Annotated in this window: 21 protein-coding genes; 6 read left to right on the forward strand and 15 right to left on the reverse strand. The window is 72.0% G+C overall.

Annotated features, from left to right (window positions below; translation table 11 throughout):
* The first annotated feature begins 96 nt into the window (after positions 1 to 96).
* Entirely contained in the window at positions 97 to 654 is a 558-nt protein-coding gene (locus ACWC91_RS34805) for a hypothetical protein (RefSeq protein ID WP_281155861.1), read from the forward strand.
* Positions 655 to 729: 75 nt separating this feature from the next.
* On the opposite strand, the gene ACWC91_RS34810 is transcribed toward ACWC91_RS34805, so the two are convergent.
* From ACWC91_RS34810 to ACWC91_RS34840, 7 genes are all read right to left on the reverse strand, one after another.
* Entirely contained in the window at positions 730 to 930 is a 201-nt protein-coding gene (locus tag ACWC91_RS34810) for a hypothetical protein (RefSeq protein WP_450643515.1), read from the reverse strand.
* A gap of 130 nt (positions 931 to 1,060) precedes the next feature.
* Positions 1,061 to 1,579, reverse strand: coding sequence for a tRNA (adenosine(37)-N6)-threonylcarbamoyltransferase complex ATPase subunit type 1 TsaE (gene tsaE / locus ACWC91_RS34815; RefSeq protein WP_225077971.1), 519 nt, complete (start codon positions 1,577 to 1,579; stop codon positions 1,061 to 1,063).
* Positions 1,548 to 2,801: an alpha/beta fold hydrolase gene (locus tag ACWC91_RS34820; protein WP_225077972.1), complete on the reverse strand. Its 1,254-nt coding sequence runs from the start codon at positions 2,799 to 2,801 to the stop codon at positions 1,548 to 1,550. Before ACWC91_RS34820 ends, tsaE begins: the two co-directional genes overlap by 32 nt.
* 121 nt (positions 2,802 to 2,922) lie before the next feature.
* Complete coding sequence (alr, locus tag ACWC91_RS34825) at positions 2,923 to 4,131, reverse strand: alanine racemase (protein WP_225077973.1); 1,209 nt, start codon at positions 4,129 to 4,131, stop codon at positions 2,923 to 2,925.
* 114 nt (positions 4,132 to 4,245) lie between these two features.
* A complete protein-coding gene (locus tag ACWC91_RS34830; RefSeq protein WP_450726193.1) occupies positions 4,246 to 5,682 on the reverse strand; it encodes an NAD(P)H-hydrate dehydratase in 1,437 nt (478 codons plus the stop codon).
* Positions 5,683 to 5,751: 69 nt separating this feature from the next.
* Entirely contained in the window at positions 5,752 to 6,123 is a 372-nt protein-coding gene (locus tag ACWC91_RS34835) for a holo-ACP synthase (protein WP_225077975.1), read from the reverse strand.
* A gap of 267 nt (positions 6,124 to 6,390) precedes the next feature.
* Positions 6,391 to 6,891: a hypothetical protein gene (locus tag ACWC91_RS34840; RefSeq protein WP_450644453.1), complete on the reverse strand. Its 501-nt coding sequence runs from the start codon at positions 6,889 to 6,891 to the stop codon at positions 6,391 to 6,393.
* 33 nt (positions 6,892 to 6,924) lie between these two features.
* On the opposite strand from ACWC91_RS34840, the gene ACWC91_RS34845 reads away from it, so the two are divergent.
* Positions 6,925 to 7,125: a DUF397 domain-containing protein gene (locus tag ACWC91_RS34845; RefSeq protein ID WP_376500929.1), complete on the forward strand. Its 201-nt coding sequence runs from the start codon at positions 6,925 to 6,927 to the stop codon at positions 7,123 to 7,125.
* A gap of 8 nt (positions 7,126 to 7,133) precedes the next feature.
* The gene (locus tag ACWC91_RS34850; protein WP_450644455.1) at positions 7,134 to 7,349 is read left to right on the forward strand and encodes a DUF397 domain-containing protein; all 216 of its coding nucleotides are present in this window, start codon (positions 7,134 to 7,136) and stop codon (positions 7,347 to 7,349) included.
* Here ACWC91_RS34850 and glmS read toward each other — a convergent pair.
* Together glmS and ACWC91_RS34860 are read right to left on the reverse strand one after the other, a co-directional pair.
* Positions 7,310 to 9,157, reverse strand: coding sequence for a glutamine--fructose-6-phosphate transaminase (isomerizing) (gene glmS, locus ACWC91_RS34855; protein ID WP_450644457.1), 1,848 nt, complete (start codon positions 9,155 to 9,157; stop codon positions 7,310 to 7,312). The genes ACWC91_RS34850 and glmS overlap by 40 nt on opposite strands.
* Positions 9,158 to 9,257: 100 nt before the next feature.
* Complete coding sequence (locus tag ACWC91_RS34860) at positions 9,258 to 10,046, reverse strand: hypothetical protein (RefSeq protein WP_450644459.1); 789 nt, start codon at positions 10,044 to 10,046, stop codon at positions 9,258 to 9,260.
* Between the two features lie 218 nt (positions 10,047 to 10,264).
* Here ACWC91_RS34860 and coaA point away from each other — a divergent pair, with 218 nt between their 5' ends.
* Together coaA and ACWC91_RS34870 are read left to right on the forward strand one after the other, a co-directional pair.
* Positions 10,265 to 11,233: a type I pantothenate kinase gene (coaA, locus tag ACWC91_RS34865; protein ID WP_225077981.1), complete on the forward strand. Its 969-nt coding sequence runs from the start codon at positions 10,265 to 10,267 to the stop codon at positions 11,231 to 11,233.
* 16 nt (positions 11,234 to 11,249) lie between these two features.
* Entirely contained in the window at positions 11,250 to 12,218 is a 969-nt protein-coding gene (locus ACWC91_RS34870; RefSeq protein WP_450644461.1) for a DUF389 domain-containing protein, read from the forward strand.
* Here the strand turns inward: ACWC91_RS34870 and glmM are convergent.
* The 3 genes from glmM to rplM form a co-directional block, all read right to left on the reverse strand.
* Positions 12,215 to 13,573: a phosphoglucosamine mutase gene (gene glmM / locus ACWC91_RS34875; RefSeq protein WP_225077983.1), complete on the reverse strand. Its 1,359-nt coding sequence runs from the start codon at positions 13,571 to 13,573 to the stop codon at positions 12,215 to 12,217. The two genes, ACWC91_RS34870 and glmM, sit on opposite strands and share 4 nt — an antisense overlap.
* A gap of 203 nt (positions 13,574 to 13,776) precedes the next feature.
* Positions 13,777 to 14,289, reverse strand: a complete 513-nt coding sequence (gene rpsI, locus ACWC91_RS34880) for a 30S ribosomal protein S9 (RefSeq protein WP_095750302.1) — start codon at positions 14,287 to 14,289, stop codon at positions 13,777 to 13,779.
* Between the two features lie 42 nt (positions 14,290 to 14,331).
* Positions 14,332 to 14,775 (reverse strand): 50S ribosomal protein L13, encoded by a 444-nt coding sequence (gene rplM / locus ACWC91_RS34885; RefSeq protein WP_141359353.1) that lies wholly within the window; start codon positions 14,773 to 14,775, stop codon positions 14,332 to 14,334.
* A gap of 378 nt (positions 14,776 to 15,153) precedes the next feature.
* Here rplM and ACWC91_RS34890 point away from each other — a divergent pair, with 378 nt between their 5' ends.
* Positions 15,154 to 16,035, forward strand: a complete 882-nt coding sequence (locus ACWC91_RS34890) for a hypothetical protein (RefSeq protein ID WP_450644464.1) — start codon at positions 15,154 to 15,156, stop codon at positions 16,033 to 16,035.
* 55 nt (positions 16,036 to 16,090) lie between these two features.
* Here the strand turns inward: ACWC91_RS34890 and truA are convergent, their stop codons facing one another.
* The 3 genes from truA to ACWC91_RS34905 all read right to left on the reverse strand — a co-directional run.
* Positions 16,091 to 16,945, reverse strand: a complete 855-nt coding sequence (gene truA / locus ACWC91_RS34895) for a tRNA pseudouridine(38-40) synthase TruA (protein ID WP_225077985.1) — start codon at positions 16,943 to 16,945, stop codon at positions 16,091 to 16,093.
* 91 nt (positions 16,946 to 17,036) lie between these two features.
* The gene (gene rplQ, locus ACWC91_RS34900) at positions 17,037 to 17,531 is read right to left on the reverse strand and encodes a 50S ribosomal protein L17 (RefSeq protein ID WP_225077986.1); all 495 of its coding nucleotides are present in this window, start codon (positions 17,529 to 17,531) and stop codon (positions 17,037 to 17,039) included.
* 202 nt (positions 17,532 to 17,733) lie between these two features.
* The coding region (locus ACWC91_RS34905) for a DNA-directed RNA polymerase subunit alpha C-terminal domain-containing protein (protein WP_388345496.1) at positions 17,734 to 18,230 on the reverse strand (497 nt) is incomplete at its 5' end.

Consider the following 18,230-nt stretch of genomic DNA (forward strand, 5'->3'; position numbering starts at 1 on the left):
CCCGCGCCTGCGGCACCGCCGCCCCGGTCGGGCGGATTCCGGCTGCTACGGTCGCCGCGAGGCAGCTCGTGACGACCGAGGCGGAGGTGGACGACCGTGGCACGGAGCAGTTCGGGGTTCGTGGCCGGGCTCACCGCCGCGGCCGTCCTCACGGTCGGCTTCCTCGCCTACCAGGCGCAGGCGACCGTTCCGCGGAGCCTGAGCGGCCGGCCCGGCCCGACGGCGACGCCCGCGGCGAGCGTCTCCAAGGCACCCCGGGACAAACGGCGCCCGACCGCCCTGCCCGGCGGCTCCGGGACCGGCGAGCGGGTCGTGTACTCCGTGGACGACGACCGGGTGTGGCTGGTCGGCCCGGACGGGTCGGTCCAGAACACCTTCCGGGTCGGCCCGGGCAACGTCGACCCGGCGCCGGGGACCTACGCCGTCGTGTCCCGTTCGAAGGCGATCACCGGGACCGACGGTGTCCCTGTCGAGCACGTCGTGCGTTTCACCAGCACGGACGGGGTGGTCATCGGTTTCAGCGCGGCGTTGGACGGCTCCTGGCCGACGTCCGACCCGGCGATCAGGACCGGCGGCATCCGTGAGTCCCGGGCGGACGGCGAGGCGATGTGGATGTTCGCGACGATCGGCCAGAAGGTCGTCGTCGTCCGCTAGTGCTGCGACCGGAACGCACCCTCGCGGGGTCATGTCCTTCACCGGTGCGCGTCCGCCGAAAGTCATCCGATGGGGCTACGCCGCTTCACGGCTTTCCTCCACCGTGCGGGGGTCCGCCGGCTCCGGGGCGCGCGGCGGCCGGGAGACCGCGTCGGCGGCGGCGCAGGCGGCCAGCAGATCGCGCATGGACACACCGCCCACCGCGTACGGCCGCGGCTTCGGTTTCGTCTGGTGCCGCCGCTGCTGCTGCTGCTCGTTGCTCTCCATGGCCGACATGGACGCCTCCTGGGGGCCGGGGGCGGACGTGGTTAGGCACGCCTAACCACGGGCTGACCACCATGTGACCATGCCCGGAGCACCCGGCGCAAGGACTTGCCGACGCCCTGTCGGAAAGTCCGGGCGGCCCTCAGGCGCTCAGAACGCCCAGGTCGACGGTGGCCCAGCGGTCCCCGATCCCGGTCACCGTCACGTGCCGCACCTCGTCCGTGGTGTCCCCGACGGACCGGTGGATCACGACCTGGAGCCGCTCGTCGGTCAGCTCCTCGACCTTGCCCTCGCCCCACTCCACGACGACCACCGAGTCCGGCAGCGACACGTCGAGGTCGAGGTCCTCCATCTCGTCGAGCCCGCCGGACAGGCGGTAGGCGTCGACGTGGACGAGCGGCGGGCCGTCGCCCAGGGCCGGGTGCACACGGGCGATCACGAAGGTCGGGGAGGTGACGGCGCCGCGCACGTCGAGCCCCTCGCCGAGACCGCGGGTCAGCGTGGTCTTGCCGGCGCCGAGCTCCCCGCTGAGCATCACGAGGTCGCCCGCGCGCAGCAGCTTGGCCAGACGGCGGCCCAGCTCGCGCATCTGCTCGGGGGCGTTGACGGTGATCTCGACGGACCCGGGGTCAGGGGTGTGCCGTGCTGCTGGTGCTTCCATAGCCATCAACGGTAGTGCCTGCCGGGACCGCGCCCGCGCGGGCGAGCAGGTCGGCGAGGCGGTCCGTGACGACCTCCGGATGCTCCAGGATCACCAGGTGCCCGGCGTCCGGGACCAGCACCAGCTCCGCCTCGGGGAGCAGGTCGGCGATGGCCTCGCTGTGCTCGCTGGGCGTGACGAGGTCCTGCACCCCGGCGAGGACCAGCACCGGCATGTCCGCGAAGAGGGCGAGCGCCTCGGTCTTGTCGTGGTCGGTGAAGGCCGGATAGAACTCGGCGACCACGTCGATCGGCGTGCCCTCGATCATGCGCTCGGCGAACCGGGCGACCGCCGGGTCGATGTCCCGGCCGGCGAACGAGTACCGCTTGATGATGCCGGCGAACAGGTCCGTGGTGGCCCGCCGCCCCTTCTCCACCAGCTCGGCGCGCTGCCCGAGCGCCTTGAGCACGCCGGGGAGCACCCGGCGCACCGCGTTAACGCCGGCCACCGGCAGTCCGAAGTTGACCTCGCCGAGCCGCCCGGAGGAGGTGCCGACGAAGGCGGTGGCGACGACCCGCTCGCGGATCAGCTCGGGATACTGGTCGGCCAGCGCCATCATCGTCATGCCGCCCATGGAGTGCCCGACCAGCACGAGCGGCCCCTCGGGCGCCGCGGCGTCTATGACGGCCTTCAGATCGCGGCCGAGCTGGTCGATGGTCAGTTCCACGCCGTCGCGGGTCTGGGTCAGGCCCCGCCCGGACCGGCCGTGGCTGCGCTGGTCCCAGTGCACGGTGCGTACGACACCGCGCAGGGCGGCGCGCTGGAAGTGCCAGGAGTCCTGGCTGAGGCAGTAGCCGTGGCTGAAGACGACGGTGACGGGGGCGGGGGCCTTGCGGCCGAAGAGCCGCCGGCGGCGCGGGCCGAGGTTCGCGGTGGAGTCGGGGTCGATGTCGTCGACCTCGTAGTAGAGCTCGGTGCCGTCGTCGGCCAGGGCCTTGCCCGGGGTGCCGCGCAGGGCTCCGTAGGGGCCCGCCGAGTCCAGGGCGAGCCGGGCCTTGCGGCGTATGCCGCGGCCGACGGTCATCCGCTCGATGGCGACCCCGGCGGCGGCGCCCGCCGCCACCACGCCTATCGCTGCGCCGGCGATACCGGTCGCCCGCCGCCAGCCGCCGACCGCCTCCGCGGCAGAGGCGACGGCCGCCGTGGCGGCCTTCGCGACGGCCCCCGCACTGCTCTCGCTCACGTACCGCTCCTCTTGTTGCCGTACTGCTGTTCGCTCGCCGGCCGGCACCGGTCCCGGTGGGCGCGGAGGGTGCCGCCGTCCCGCGCGGGGTGCCGTACCCCGGCCGGGTGTCCCGCGTGGGTCACCCGTCCTGTGCTGCCCGCTCCCCGCCCTCTGCCCGGTCCGGCTCCTCGTTCACATAGACGCGGGGAACGCGTGTTCCGATGCGTGTGACGATCTCGTACGCGATGGTGCCGGCGGCCTGCGCCCAGTCCTCGGCGGTGGGCTCGCCGCGGTCGCCGGGGCCAAAGAGCACGGCCTCGGAGCCGATCTCGGGCTCGTCCCCGCCCAGGTCGACCACGAACTGGTCCATGGCGACCCGTCCCGCGACCGTACGCCACTTGCCGCCGACCAGGACCGGCCCGGTGCCGGACGCGTGGCGCGGGATGCCGTCCGCGTAGCCGACGGGCACCAGGCCGAGGGTGGTCTCGCCGGGGGTGACGTAGTGGTGCCCGTAGCTGATGCCGTGGCCGCCCGGCACGTGCTTCACCAGGGCCAGCGAGGCGGACAGGGTCATGGCGGGGCGCAGCCCGAAGTCGGCCGGGGTGCCGAGTTCGGCGCTGGGCGAGACGCCGTAGACGGCGATCCCGGCGCGGACGAGGTCGAAGTGGGTCTCGGGGAGGGTCAGCGCGGCGGGCGAGTTGGCGATGTGCCGCACCTCCGGGCGCAGGCCGCGCTGTTCGGCGTGGGCGGTCATCTCGCGGAAGAGGCCGAGCTGCGCGGCGATGGAGGGGTGGCCCGGCTCGTCGGCGCAGGCGAAGTGGGACCACAGTCCGGTGACGCGGACCAGCCCCTCGGCCTCGGCGCGCAGGGCCTCGGTGACGAGTTCGGGCCAGTCGGCGGGCTGGCAGCCGTTGCGGCCGAGTCCGGTGTCCGCCTTCAGCTGCACGCGCGCGGGACGGCCGGCCTGCCGGGCGGCCTCCCGGACCTCCGACAGGGCCCACATGTCACTCACGGACATGTCGAGGTCGGCCTCGATCGCCTCCCGCCAGGGCCCGCCCGGCGTCCACAGCCAGCACATGATCCGCGCCTGCGCGGGCGACAGCCCGGCCGCGCGCAGGGCGAAGGCCTCCTCCGGCGTGGCGGTGCCCAGCCAGGTCGCCCCGGCTTGGACGGCCGCGCGGGCGCACGGGACCGCGCCGTGGCCGTAGGCGTCCGACTTGACCACGGCCATGACCGCGGCGCCGGACACGCGCCCGCGCAGGGCCCGCACGTTGGCCCGTACGGCGGCCAGATCGATCTCGGCACGGGCACGCAGCGGCGTCGTTTGTGGGTGTGCTGTGTCGTTCATCGCGCCCCCAGTGTCTCAGAGGCACCGGACGGCCATTCGATAAGCGGGTCGGTGACGGACGTGACAGGTGCCGTCGGCCGGCGTTGCGGTCCGCAGCCGTGCCCCGTTCGCCGCTCAGGCCCGCACGTCCCGCCAGGCCCGCGGGATGGTCTCCGCGATGTCGTGGGCGCCGATCGGCGCGCCGTGCGCGGCGAGCCGGCCGGCCAGTCCGTGCAGATAGGCCGCCGCACTGCCCGCGTCGCGGGCGGAGAGACCGGCGGCCAGCAGGGAGCCGGCGAGGCCTGACAGGACGTCACCGCTGCCGGCGGTGGCGAGCCAGGACGTGCCGGTCGGGTTGACCCGTACGGGCCCCCCGTCCGGGTCGGCGACGAGTGTGGTGGAGCCCTTGAGGAGGACCGTCGCCCGGTAGCGGGCGGCGAGTTCGCGTACGGAGGCCAGCCGCGCGCCCTCGACCTGCTCGCGGGCCACACCGAGCAGGGCGGCGGCCTCCCCTGCGTGCGGGGTCATCAGGGTCGGGGCGGTACGGGCGCGTACGGCGTCGCGGTCGGCGAGGCGCAGTCCGTCCGCGTCGATCAGCACGGGTACGTCGGTCTCCAGCACCTCGGCGACGGTGGTCGCGTCGTCCCCGGCGCCCGGTCCCGTCACCCATGCCTGCACGCGGCCCGCCTTGTGCGGGCCCTGGTCGGACACGAGCGTCTCCGGGAAGCGGGCGATGACGGCGCGTCCGGCCGGACCGACGTACCGCACCGCGCCCGCCCCGCCGCGCAGCGCGCCGGACACGGCGAGCACGGCCGCGCCCGGGTAGCGGGCCGAGCCCGCGGCGATGCCGACGACACCCCGCCGGTACTTGTCGCTCTCGGCGGCGGGCAGCGGCAGCAGCGCGGCCAGGTCGGCGTGCTGAAGCGCCTCCAGTTCGGGTTCGGCGGGCAGCTCGGGGCCCAGGCCGATGTCGACGAGGCGGACCGTGCCGGCGTGCTCGCGGGCCGGGTCGACGAGCAGCCCCGGCTTGTGCGTGCCGAAGGTGACGGTGAGGTCGGCGCGCACGGCGGCGCCCAGCACTTGGCCGGAGTCCGCCTCCACCCCGCTCGGCAGGTCCACGGCGACGACGGCCGCCCCGGAGCGTGCGGCGCGCTCGGCCAGCGGCGCGGCGTCGGCGCGCAGGCCGCCCTTGCCGCCGATGCCGACGATGCCGTCGACGACGAGGTCGGCCCGGTCGACCGCCTCCCCGGCGCCGTCGGCCCGGGCCACGCTCCCGCCCGCCCGGCGCAGCGCGGCGAGACCGCCGGGGTGGGTGCGGTCGGGCGCGAGCAGCACGGCGGTCACCCCGGCGCCGCGCCGGGCCAGCCGGGCCCCGGCGTACAGCGCGTCGCCCCCGTTGTCGCCGCTGCCGACCAGCAGCACCACCCGGCGTCCGTACACCCGCCCGAGCAAGTCCGCGCTCGCGGCGGCGAGTCCGGCGGCGGCCCGCTGCATGAGCGCGCCGTCGGGGAGCTTCGCCATGAGCGCGCGCTCGGCTGTCCTGACCGTCTCAACGCTGTACGCGGTACGCATGCGGTCGAGTCTGCCCCGGATGCGTCCGGTCCCGCACGCGGACGGTGACGGGGGCGGTGGCGGGAGGCGTCAGCCCTCCGCGATCACCACGGCCGAGGCCACTCCCGCGTCGTGGCTCAGGGACACGTGCCAGGAGCAGACGCCCAGTTCCGCGGCCTTGGCGGCGACCGTGCCGGTCACCCGCAGCCGCGGCCGGCCGGAGTCCTCGACGTACACCTCCGCGTCGGTCCACAGCAGTCCGGCGGGCGCGCCGAGCGCCTTGGCGAGCGCCTCCTTGGCGGCGAAGCGGGCGGCCAGCGAGGCCATGCCCCGGCGCGCCCCGCCGGGCAGCAGCAACTCGCTCTCCACGAACAACCGCGTCGCCAGCCCGGGCGTCCGCTCCAGCGACGCCGCGAACCGGTCGATCTCGGCCACGTCGATACCGACCCCGATGATGCTCATGCGGAGCACCCTACGGGCCGCACCTCACCTGCCGCGGTCCCACTGTCAGTCGACCTCGGAGGCCGGTCACAGCCCTGCGCCGCCGAACTCGAACGGCGTCCGCAGTACGACGCCGTTGCACACGTCTCCGGGCGCGAAGTCGCGGAAGTTGCGCGACACGTAAATCTCGGCCCGGGCGAAGATCGCGCGCCAGGTGGATGGCGTCGAGCCCTTTGATCTTCGGCTTCTCGGCCGTGATGTCATTGGCGATGAGGCCGACTCGGCGGGTCACTTCCACCAGCGTGATGCAGGGCTCCTGGAGCGAGTGCGCAGCACCGCCCGGGGACGGCGATGCTTTCCCTCCACCAGGCCGCTGAGACGTCCCCGCCGCGAGCCGACCGTGCGCAGGCGCGCACGCGTGGCGGCTTGCAGATTGAACGCGGTCCTCTGTGTGACCTCGGCCGTTCGGACTTCAACGCCGTCCGCACGTACCGCAACGAACATGCCGACATCGGGCGATGCTCCGAGGGAACGGGCGACCTGCTGCCCCAGCAATGCCGCACGGGCGGTCCAACCGGTCGGGATGCGTTCTGCGGTCTCGGCTTCGCCCAGCCCGGTCACGGCGGTCCGCAGCACCCGTTCCACGACGTGGTAGTCGGAGTGTTCGGCGAGGCGCAGCGGCTCAAGGACACAGGTGACGCTGCCCAGCCTGAGCTCATTGAAGGACCAGCGGGTGCCATGGCGGCTCGACCGCGCGGTCTCGCTGTTCTCCCGATCGCGTGACTTCATCCACAGGCTGGCAAAGGAATTGTGAGGCTCATCGTGACCACCCCGGTCAACTGGCGGAAGTCGTCCTACTCCGGCGGCGGCGAGGGCAACAACTGCGTCGAGATCGCCAACTCGCCCACCCGCACAGCCATCCGCGACTCGAAAAACCCCAGCAGGGCCACCCTCTCCTTCCCGGCCGGAGCCTTCACCGCCTTCGTCAAGGCCCTGAAGAGCACCGGCACCCCGGAAAACTGAGGCACCCCATGGCCACCCCCGACTGGCGGAAGTCGTCCTACTCCGGCCCCGGCGACGGCAACGACTGCGTCGAGATCGCCAACTCCCCCACCCACACAGCCATCCGAGACTCCAAGGCCCTGGCCGGAGGCACTGTCACGCTCCCGGCCGAGGCCTTCACCAGCTTCCTTGACGCGCTGAAGGGTCACTCCACCGTGACGGACTTCGCCAGGTTCCGCGGCTGATCCACCTCGTTGCCCCGCGCCGTCGCGAGCTCGCAGGCGAAGACCTGCAACGGCACCGTGGCGACCAGCGGCTGGAGCAGCGTCGGGGTGGCCGGGATGCGGATCAGGTGGTCGGCGTACGGGGCGACCGCCTCGTCGCCCTCCTCCGCGATCACGATCGTGCGGGCACCCCTCGCGCGGATCTCCTGGATGTTGGAGACGATCTTGTCGTGGAGGAGGGACCGGCCCTGCGGGGACGGCACCACCACGACCACCGGCAGGTCCTCGTCGATCAGCGCGATCGGCCCGTGCTTCAGCTCGCCCGCCGCGAAGCCCTCGGCGTGCATGTACGCCAACTCCTTGAGCTTCAGGGCGCCTTCGAGGGCGACCGGATAGCCCACGTGCCGGCCGAGGAACAGCACCGTGTTCTTGTCCGCGAGCGAGCGCGCCAGCGCCCGTACCGGCTCCATCGTCTCCAGGACCCGCTCCACCGCGCCGCCGATCTGCGACAGGTCGCGGATCACCACCTGGATCTCGTCGCCCCACTTGGTGCCGCGGACCTGGCCCAGGTACAGCGCCACCAGATAGCAGGCCACCAGCTGGGTCAGGAAGGCCTTCGTCGAGGCGACCGCGACCTCCGGGCCCGCGTGGGTGTAGAGGACCGCGTCCGACTCGCGGGGGATGGTGGAGCCGTTGGTGTTGCAGATGGCCAGCACCTTGGAGCCCTGCTCGCGGGCGTGCCGGAGCGCCATGAGCGTGTCCATGGTCTCGCCGGACTGGGAGATGGCGATGACGAGGGTCTGGGCGTCCAGGATCGGGTCCCGGTAGCGGAACTCGCTGGCGAGTTCCACCTCGCAGGGGATCCGGGTCCAGTGCTCGATGGCGTACTTGGCGATCATGCCCGCGTGGAAGGCCGTGCCGCACGCGACGATGACGACCTTGTCCATCTCACGCAGCTCGGAGGCGGAGATGCGGACCTCGTCCAGCGTCAGGTAGCCGCCCGCGTCGATACGGCCCAGCAGCGTGTCGGCGACCGCCTTGGGCTGCTCGGCGATCTCCTTGAGCATGAAGTAGTCGTAGCCGCCCTTCTCCGCGGCCGCCGCGTCCCAGTCGACGTCGTAGGAGCGGACGTCGGCGGGCCGGCCGTCGAACCCGGTGACCGTCACCCCGTCCCGGCGCAGCTCCACGACCTGGTCCTGGCCCAGCTCGATCGCGGAGCGGGTGTGGGCGATGAACGCGGCGACGTCCGAGGCGAGGAAGGCCTCGCCCTCGCCGACGCCCACGACCAGCGGGGAGTTGCGGCGGGCGCCCACGACCACGTCCGGCTCGTCGGCGTGCACGGCGACCAGCGTGAACGCGCCCTCCAGGCGCCGGCACACCAGCCGCATGGCCTCCGCGAGATCGGCGCTCGCCGAGAACTCCTCGGCGAGCAGGTGCGCCACGACCTCGGTGTCGGTCTCGGAGTACAGTTCGTGCCCGCGCTCGGCCAACTCGGCCCGCAGCGCGGCGAAGTTCTCGATGATGCCGTTGTGGACGACGGCGACCCGCCCCGAGTTGTCGAGGTGCGGGTGGGCGTTGCCGTCGGTGGGCCCGCCGTGGGTGGCCCACCGGGTGTGCCCGATACCCGTGGAACCGGTCGGCAGCGGCCGGTCCGCGAGTTCCTTCTCCAGGTTGACCAGCTTCCCGGCCCGCTTCGCCGCCGCCAGCCCGCCGTCCGCGAGCACGGCGACACCGGCCGAGTCGTAACCCCGGTACTCCAGCCGCTTCAGACCGGCCATCACGACTTCGAGTGCCGACTGCGACCCCACGTATCCCACGATTCCGCACATGGGCGGCAGCCTACGGGCCCACACCCGGCGAAAGTGGCTACTTCGTGCCCGAAATCGGAAATTCCCACCGGGGCAGGAAGGGCCCCGGTGGGTCTCCGGATCACTTCAGCTTGGCGAGCTGCGCGTCGACGAGTTCCGCGGGGAAGTCGAAGTCCTTGCCCGAGGCGGCCGACGCGAGGTTGACGGCGGGGAAGTAGGCCAGAGTGGCGTCCTTGCGGACGACGACGGCCTTCACCGGTGCCTTGACGCCCTCGGCGTTCACGGTCTGGGTCACGGCGAACGCCTCGTCGGCGCCCGCGGGCGCCTGGGCCACGGCCACCTTGTCGATCCCCGTCCTGGTGCCGGCCGCGGTGTAGGAGTACCCGCCGGCGCACTTCTCGGCGGCCGTCCGGAGGTCCTTCATCGCCTGCTCGGCGCCGCCGTCGTCGTACGAGGCGAGGGTCACGACGACCTTCGACCGGTCGAGTCCGGCCAGCAGGGCGACCTGGGGGTCGGCGCCCGCCGAGGGCTTCTTCGCATCGCCCAGCCATGACCTCTTCACGGTGGCCGCGGGCGTGCCCACGTAGCTGCCGGCCTGGAGGAGGGCGAGCGGCGTGCAGGCGGTGTCGCCGGTCTTCACCTTGTCCTGCGCGACGTCGTCCGTCGCCGGCAACTTGGTGGTGACCTTGCCGCTCTTGACGTCCGCCTGGGTGAGCGCGGCCTTCTCCAGCTCGGCGGCGTCCAGCGCCTTGGCCGGGGCGGCGGAGGCCGTCCTGTCGGCCTGCGCGGTCCCGCCGTCCCCGGCCTTCTCGTCTCCGCTGCCGGAGGAACCGCCACAGGCGGTGGCGAGCAGGACCAGAGCGGCGGTGGACGCGGCGAGCACGGTGCGACGGACCACGGGGGAACTCACGGAAGGGCACTCTTTCTCTTCAGGACCGGCGGACGGTCTCCGCGGCGGGTTACCGCGCACCCTACGTGCCGCGAACCCAAAGATGATCATGAATCGGCCGCCCGGTACCCGACCGTGACGCCGACGTGACCTCCGGTCCCCCGCCTACGTGACACACCCCACCCCGCGCGCTGTTCGAACTCCGTTAACAATGGAATGTGATCTCTCCGGTCTCCTCGATGCCCCGGAGCGCCCACCGGTCCCGACCGGAGGCGACTCCCTACGTCGACCTCACCCGCGCCGAGTGGAGCGCGTTGCGTGACAAGACGCCGTTGCCGCTCTCCGCCGCGGAGGTGGAACGGCTGCGCGGTCTCGGCGACGTGATCGACCTCGACGAGGTACGCGACATCTACCTCCCGCTGTCCCGGCTGCTCAATCTCTACGTCGGCGCCACGGACGGGCTGCGCGGCGCGCTGAACACGTTCCTCGGCGAGCAGGGCTCCCAGTCGGGCACGCCCTTCGTCATCGGGGTGGCCGGCTCGGTCGCCGTGGGCAAGTCGACCGTCGCCCGGCTGCTCCAGGCGCTGCTGTCCCGCTGGCCCGAGCATCCGCGGGTCGAACTGGTCACCACCGACGGGTTCCTGCTGCCGACACGGGAGTTGGAGGCGCGGGGGCTGATGTCGCGCAAAGGGTTCCCGGAGTCGTACGACCGGCGGGCCCTGACCCGGTTCGTCGCCGACATCAAGGCGGGCAAGGACGAGGTGACCGCGCCCGTCTACTCCCACCTCATCTACGACATCGTCCCCGGCGAGAAGCTCACCGTACGGCGTCCCGACATCCTGATCGTCGAGGGCCTGAACGTCCTCCAGCCCGCACTGCCCGGCACGGACGGCCGCACCAGGGTCGGGCTCGCCGACTACTTCGACTTCAGCGTGTACGTCGACGCGCGCGCCGAGGACATCGAGCGGTGGTACCTGAACCGGTTCGGCAAGCTGCGCACGACGGCCTTCCAGGACCCGTCCTCGTACTTCCGCAAGTACACCCAGGTGTCCGAGACGGAGGCCCTCGACTACGCCCGCACGATGTGGCGGACGATCAACAAGCCGAACCTGGTGGAGAACATCGCCCCCACCCGGGGCCGTGCCACGCTCGTGCTGCGCAAGGGACCCGACCACAAGGTGCAGCGGCTGAGCCTGCGGAAACTGTGACGTCTACGCTGCCGCCATGCTGCATCTGCGCCTGATCACACCGCCCGAACAGACCGACGACGTGGTGCGTCTGATCGAGACGACGGTCGGCACCGCGCACCTCGTCGTGCTGCCCTCCGCCGCCCGCAGCCCGGCCGGTGACGTGGTCCTGTGCGACGTCGCACGCGAAGCCGGTGACGAACTCCTCGACGGACTGCGCAAGTTGGGGATCGAACGAAGCGGCTCCGTCTCCGTCGAGAGCCCCGACCTGACGCTCTCCGCCCAGGCCGAGCGGGCCGAGAGGGCGGCACCGGGCGAGGGCGCGGACGCGGTGCTGTGGCAGGAGCTGACGGAGGCCACGCACGAGGAGTCGACGCTGTCGGTCACCTACCTCGCGTTCATCACGCTGGCCACCATGATCGCCGCCTGTGGCGTGGTGCTCGACAACGCCGTCCTGATCGTCGGCGCGATGGCCGTGGGACCGGAGTTCGGACCGCTGGCGGGCATCGGCACGGCCCTGGTCCAGCGGGCCCCGCGGCTGGCACTGCGCTCGCTGATCGCCCTGCTGGCAGGGTTCGCGCTGGCGATGGCGGTCACCGCGGGCTTCACGCTGTTCATGGACGCCCTCGAGCTGTTCAGCAAGGCGAAGCTGGAGGGTCCCCGGCCCAACACCGCCTTCGTCTACGCCCCCGACGCGTTCTCCTTCGTCGTGGCCGTCCTCGCCGGAGCCGCCGGCACGCTCTCGCTGACCTCCGCCAAGTCCGGCGCCCTGATCGGCGTGGCCATCTCCGTGACCACCGTCCCGGCCGCCGCCAACGCGGCCGTCGCGCTCGCCTACGGCGACACCGCCCAGACCATGGGCTCGACGGTCCAGCTCCTGCTGAACATGCTCGGCATCGTCCTGGCCGGCACGCTCACCCTGCTCGCCCAGAAGTGGTTCTGGGCGAGGCAGCGCGAGCGCGTGTCCAAGGCCGGGCAGGGCCTGCTCCGGAGCGGCAGGGACTAGCCGAGCGCCGACTTCACCGAATCGGCCAGGCGGCCCGCCACCGAGCGGGCCTGCTCGATGTCCGCGGCCTCGACCATGACCCGGACCAGCGGCTCGGTACCCGACGGGCGCAGCAGCACCCGGCCGGTCCCGCCCAGTTCCCGCTCCGCCTCGGCGACCGCGGCGGCCAGGTCGGCGGAGGTCCGCACCCGGGACTTGTCCACGTCGGGGACGTTGACGAGGACCTGCGGCAGGCGCTCCATCACGGAGGCCAGGTCCCGCAGCGTACGGCCCGTCCCGGCGATCCGGGCGGCCAGCAGCAGGCCGGTGAGCGTGCCGTCGCCGGTCGTGGCGTGGTCCAGGATGATGACGTGGCCGGACTGCTCGCCGCCGAGGGCGTAGCCCTTGTCCTTCATCTCCTCCAGGACGTAGCGGTCGCCGACGGCGGTCTGCACGAGCTGGATGCCCTCGCGCTCCATGGCCAGCTTGAAGCCCAGGTTCGACATCACGGTCGCGACGACGGTGTCGGAGCGCAGTGCGGAACGCTCCCGCATCGCCAGCGCGAGCACGGCCAGGATCTGGTCGCCGTCGACCTCCTCGCCCGTGTGGTCCACGGCCAGGCAGCGGTCGGCGTCGCCGTCGTGCGCGATGCCGAGGGCGGCGCCGTGCTCGACGACGGCGGCCTTGAGCGGGCCGAGGTGGGTCGAGCCGCAGCCGTCGTTGATGTTGAGGCCGTCCGGGTCGGCGCCGATGGTGACGACCTCGGCCCCGGCACGCCGGAAGGCCTCGGGCGAGACGCCGGACGCGGCGCCGTGCGCCTCGTCGAGCACGATCTTCAGTCCGTCGAGCCGGTTCGGCAGGACGCCGACGAGGTGGCCGACGTAGCCGTCGAAGCCCTCGTCGTAGTCGCGCACCCGGCCCACACCGGCGCCCGTCGGGCGGTTCCAGGGCGCGCCGGTGCGGTGCTCCTCGTAGACGGACTCGATCCGGTCCTCCAGCTCGTCGGCGAGCTTGTGACCGCCCCGGGCGAAGAACTTGATGCCGTTGTCGGGCATGGCGTTGTGGCTGGCCGAGAGCATCACGCCGAGGTCGGCGCCGAGCGCCCCGGTCAGGTAAGCCACCGCCGGCGTCGGCAGCACGCCGACCCGCAGGACGTCCACGCCCGCGCTCGCCAGGCCCGCGACCACGGCCGCCTCCAGGAACTCCCCGGACGCGCGCGGATCCCGCCCGACCACCGCCGTCGGCCGGTGGCCTTCGAAGGTGCCCGCCTCGGCCAGTACGTGCGCCGCCGCGACCGAGAGGCCGAGCGCCAGCTCGGCGGTCAGGTCCGCGTTGGCGACGCCACGGACGCCGTCCGTGCCGAAGAGTCGTCCCACTTGTCCTCCTGAGGAAGCGTCAGTTCGAGAAGGGGCCGGTCCGTGGGCCGGTCCATGGCATTCGACGCTCCGGGCATCCGATCACACCAGCCGTTGAGCACCTTGTGCCGTTATACGCCGAAGCCTTGCGATAAACGAACGCCCCGGAGGCACATAGGCGTGCCGCCGGGGCGTTCGGAGTACGTGCAGGGGCGCCGCTGAGATTAGCGCTTGCTGTACTGCGGGGCCTTGCGGGCCTTCTTCAGACCGGCCTTCTTGCGCTCGACCGCACGGTCGTCACGACGCAGGAAGCCCGCCTTCTTCAGCGCGCCGCGGTTGTTGTCGACGTCGGCCTCGTTCAGGGCGCGGGCGACACCGAGGCGGAGGGCACCGGCCTGACCGGAGACGCCGCCACCGGCGATGCGGGCGATGACGTCGTAACGGCCCTCGAGCTCGAGCACCTTGAAGGGCTCGTTGACTTCCTGCTGGTGCACCTTGTTCGGGAAGTAGTCCTCGAGGGTGCGGCCGTTGATCTTCCACTTGCCGGAGCCCGGGACGATCCGGACGCGGGCAATGGCGTTCTTGCGGCGGCCCAGGCCGGCGGCCGGCTGCGGCTCGCCGAAGCGGGAGGCCATGGACTCCGAGGTGTACTCGCCCTCGACGGGGACCTCGGACTCGGTGGTGTAGCTGTCGATGTCAAGCTCTTCGAGCGGCTGCTCGGCAGTGGTCTCGGCCACGATTCTCCTCAGATTCTCTTCAGTCTTAGGGGGTGGCCGGACTTACTGCGCGACCTGGGTGATCTCGAACGGCACCGGCTGCTGGGCGCCGTGCGGGTGCTGGTCACCCTTGTAGACCTTCAGCTTCGAGAGCATCTGACGGCCCAGGGAGTTCTTGGGGAGCATGCCCTTGACGGCCTTCTCGACGGCCTTCTCCGGGTTCTTGTCGAGCAGCTCGTCGTAACGGACGGAGCGCAGACCACCCGGGTAGCCGGAGTGGCGGTACGCCATCTTCTGGGTCCGCTTGTTGCCGGAGAGGTGCACCTTGTCCGCGTTGATGATGATGACGAAGTCACCAGCGTCGACGTGCGGCGCGTAGATCGGCTTGTGCTTGCCCCGCAGAAGGGTGGCGGCGGTGGACGCCAGGCGGCCCAGGACGACGTCCTGGGCGTCAATGACGTGCCACTGGCGCGTGATGTCGCCGGGCTTGGGGCTGTACGTACGCACGGTTCGTAGCCTTCGCTATCTTCAGTGAGTGGTCCTGACAAGGTCACCGAAGACGATCACGACAGCCCTGACCGCACCGCGGTGACGCAAACCGCGTGCTGGTCGCTGGTCATCGGCCCGGTGGACCGGTGTAAGGGCCCGTCCCGTGAGAATGAGCAAGCCAATACACAACGAAGATGCAGGATACCCGTGGCGCCCTGGAACGGTCAAAACGGTGTGCGACCGCGGGTCCCGGCGGTTCCGGCACCTCGTTCCCGGCCGCTCGACGGCCGGCACCGGTCGACGGCGTGTCGCTTTGTACCGGCGTGCACCTAAGGCCCCGGGAGGGCCGGCGGCGGGCGCGCGGAGGGCCCTCGGACCCCGTCTAAGATGCGCCCCATGAGTTATGGGCAGGGGGGCTCGCAGTCCCAGTGGGATCCCTGGAAACCGAATTCTGAGCAGTCGCGGAACAGCGGGGGCAATGACCAGACCCCGGACTGGGCCGCGCTCGCCGAGGCATCGGAGGCACGGAACAGAAGGCGCCGGCTGCTGTTCGTCGGCGGTGGCCTGCTGGCCACCCTCGGGATCGGCGCGGCCGTCGCCATGGCCGTGGTGTCGGCGAACGGCGACAACAACGCGTCGGGCGGCCCGGCCACCCGGTTGCCGGGCACCGCCGCCCTGCCGAGCGAGTCCGCCACGGGGCCGTCCTTCGCCCCGACCACCGCACCGCCTCCGCTGGACCCGAAGGACTTCATATCCAGCGCGAAGAAGGACACGGCCCCGCTCAGCACGGACACGCTCTTCCCGGGCACCCAGCTGACCATGGGCGAGACCGTGTACAAGAAGGGCCCCACGGACGACGCCAAGAGCTGCGCCACGGCCGCCCAGGGCACGCTCGTCAAGGCCCTCACGGACAACGACTGCACCCGCCTGCTGCGGGTGACCTACAGCCAGGGCGGCATCGCGGTCACGGTCGGCATCGCGGTTTTCGACACCGAGGCGCAGGCGCTCAAGGCGAAGAGCGAGACGGACAAGAAGAGCATCATCAAGCCGCTGTCCGGCAGCGGCGTCAAGGCCTTCTGCAACGGCGCCGTCTGCCGCTCCACGACCAACTCCTACGGCCGCTACGCCTACTTCACCCTCACCGGCTTCGCCAACGGCACGAGCGTGACGAACAAGGACACCGCGGCCTTCCGGGCCGGCGACGACCTCGCCGAGTTCTCCTTCCAGCAGATCCGCCGGCGCGGCGAGACCCAGGCGTCGGCCGCGGCCAACCAGTAGCCGGCCGCCCGCCGCGGCGCGGCGGGCGGCACACGGGGGACCGGCGGTCAGCCGCTCAGCAGCAGCCGGCCGCCGGCAAGGACCGCTTGTTGCGCGCCTCCCGGCTGCGCGCGGCGAGCAGCTCGTCGGCCGGGTAACCGACCTCCTCCAGGGTCAGCCCGTGCGGCCGCACGACGTGCACGGCGGAGTCCCGCACGCCCGCGGCCAGCACCTTTCCGGGCCAGTCCGGCGCACGGTGGCCGTCACCGACGAACAGCAGCGCCCCGATGAGCGAGCGCACCATGTTGTGGCAGAACGCGTCGGCCCGGACGGTGGCCGTGATGATGCCGTCGCCGCCGCGTTCGAGGCTCAGCTCCTGGAGCGTGCGGATGGTGGTCGCGCCCTCGCGCCTCTTGCAGTAGGCGGCGAAGTCGTGCTCGCCCAGCAGCCGTCGCGCGGCCTCGTTCATGGCCTCGACGTCGAGGGGCCAGTCGTGCCACAGGACGTGGCCCCGCAGCAGCGGGTCGACACCGCCGGGGTTGTCGGTGACGCGGTAGGCGTACCGGCGCCAGACGGCCGAGAACCGGGCGTTGAAGCCGCTGGGCGCGGGCCGCAGCGCCCACACCCGCACATCCCTGGGGAGCCGCCCGGCGAGCCGCTTGAGCAGCTTCTCGTGGTGCTCGCGCCAGACGCGCTCGGGCAGGTCCACGTGCGCCACCTGGCCCCGCGCGTGCACCCCGGCGTCGGTCCGTCCGGCCACGGTCAGCTCGTACGTCTCCCCGGACCGCGTGACCGTGCGCAGCGCGTCCTCGATCTCCCCCTGCACGGTCCGCCTGCCGCCGGCCTGTTTGGCCCAGCCGTGGAAGGCGGTGCCGTCGTAGGACAGGTCGAGGCGGACGCGGACATGACCGGGCTGTACTTCGTCACTCACGTGCAGATCCTCTCAAGGCGGCTCCCTCGGGAAAAACGTGAAAGCGGGCCCGCCCCGAAGGGCGGACCCGCTTCCGGCGTCAGGCAGGGCCTCAGGCGTCCTTCGACTCCTCGGCGGCGGCCTCCTCGGCCGGAGCCTCGGTGGTCTCCTGAGCCTTGGCCTCCTCGGCCTCCTTGACCGCACGCTTGGTGGCGGCCTCGGCCTCACCCACGGCGTTCTGCTGCACCGTCAGCGCCTCGACCAGCTCGATCACGGCCATGGGCGCGTTGTCGCCACGGCGGTTGCCGATCTTGGTGATGCGGGTGTAGCCACCCGGACGGTTCTCGTAACGCGGGCCGATCTCGGTGAAGAGCGTGTGGACGATGCTCTTGTCCGTGATGACCTGGAGCACCTGGCGGCGGTTGTGAAGGTCGCCCTTCTTCGCCTTGGTGACCAGACGCTCGGCGTACGGGCGCAGGCGGCGGGCCTTCGCCTCGGTGGTGGTGATGCGGCCGTGCTCGAACAGCGCCTTCGCGAGGTTCGCGAGGAGCAGCTTCTCGTGCGCGGCGCTGCCGCCCAGACGGGCACCCTTGGTGGGCTTCGGCATGGTTCTTCTCCTAGTTGTCTGCCCCGGCCGTGTCAGGTACCGGGGTCAGTATCCGAGCGAGCGGTCGCCCGTCGGAGATCCAGATGCCCCCGGAGGGGCATCTGGAAAGGGGCGCGGGGCCGCTACATCATGCGGCTCCGCCTTGCGGGCGCGACCAGTCACAGCCGGCCCGCAGTCACAGTACGGGCTCCCCACGGAGCGCTCAGTACTGCTCGGTCTCGACGAAACCGGCGTCCGCGTCGTCGTCGGCGCCGAACGCGTCAGCCGCGGCGGTCGGGTCGAATCCGGGCGGGCTGTCCTTCAGGGCCAGGCCCATGCCGGCCAGCTTCGCCTTGACCTCGTCGATGGACTTCGCACCGAAGTTGCGGATGTCCAGCAGGTCGGCCTCGGAGCGGGCGACGAGCTCACCCACCGAGTGGATGCCCTCACGCTTGAGGCAGTTGTAGGAGCGGACCGTGAGCTCCAGCTCCTCGATCGGCAGCGCCAGGTCGGCGGCCAGGGCCGCGTCCGTCGGGGACGGACCCATGTCGATGCCCTCGGCGTCGATGTTCAGCTCGCGGGCCAGACCGAACAGCTCCACCAGGGTCTTGCCGGCGGACGCCATGGCGTCACGCGGACGCATGGCCTGCTTGGTCTCGACGTCGACGATCAGCTTGTCGAAGTCGGTGCGCTGCTCGACACGCGTGGCCTCGACCTTGT

The organism is Streptomyces sp. NPDC001204, assembly GCF_053598035.1.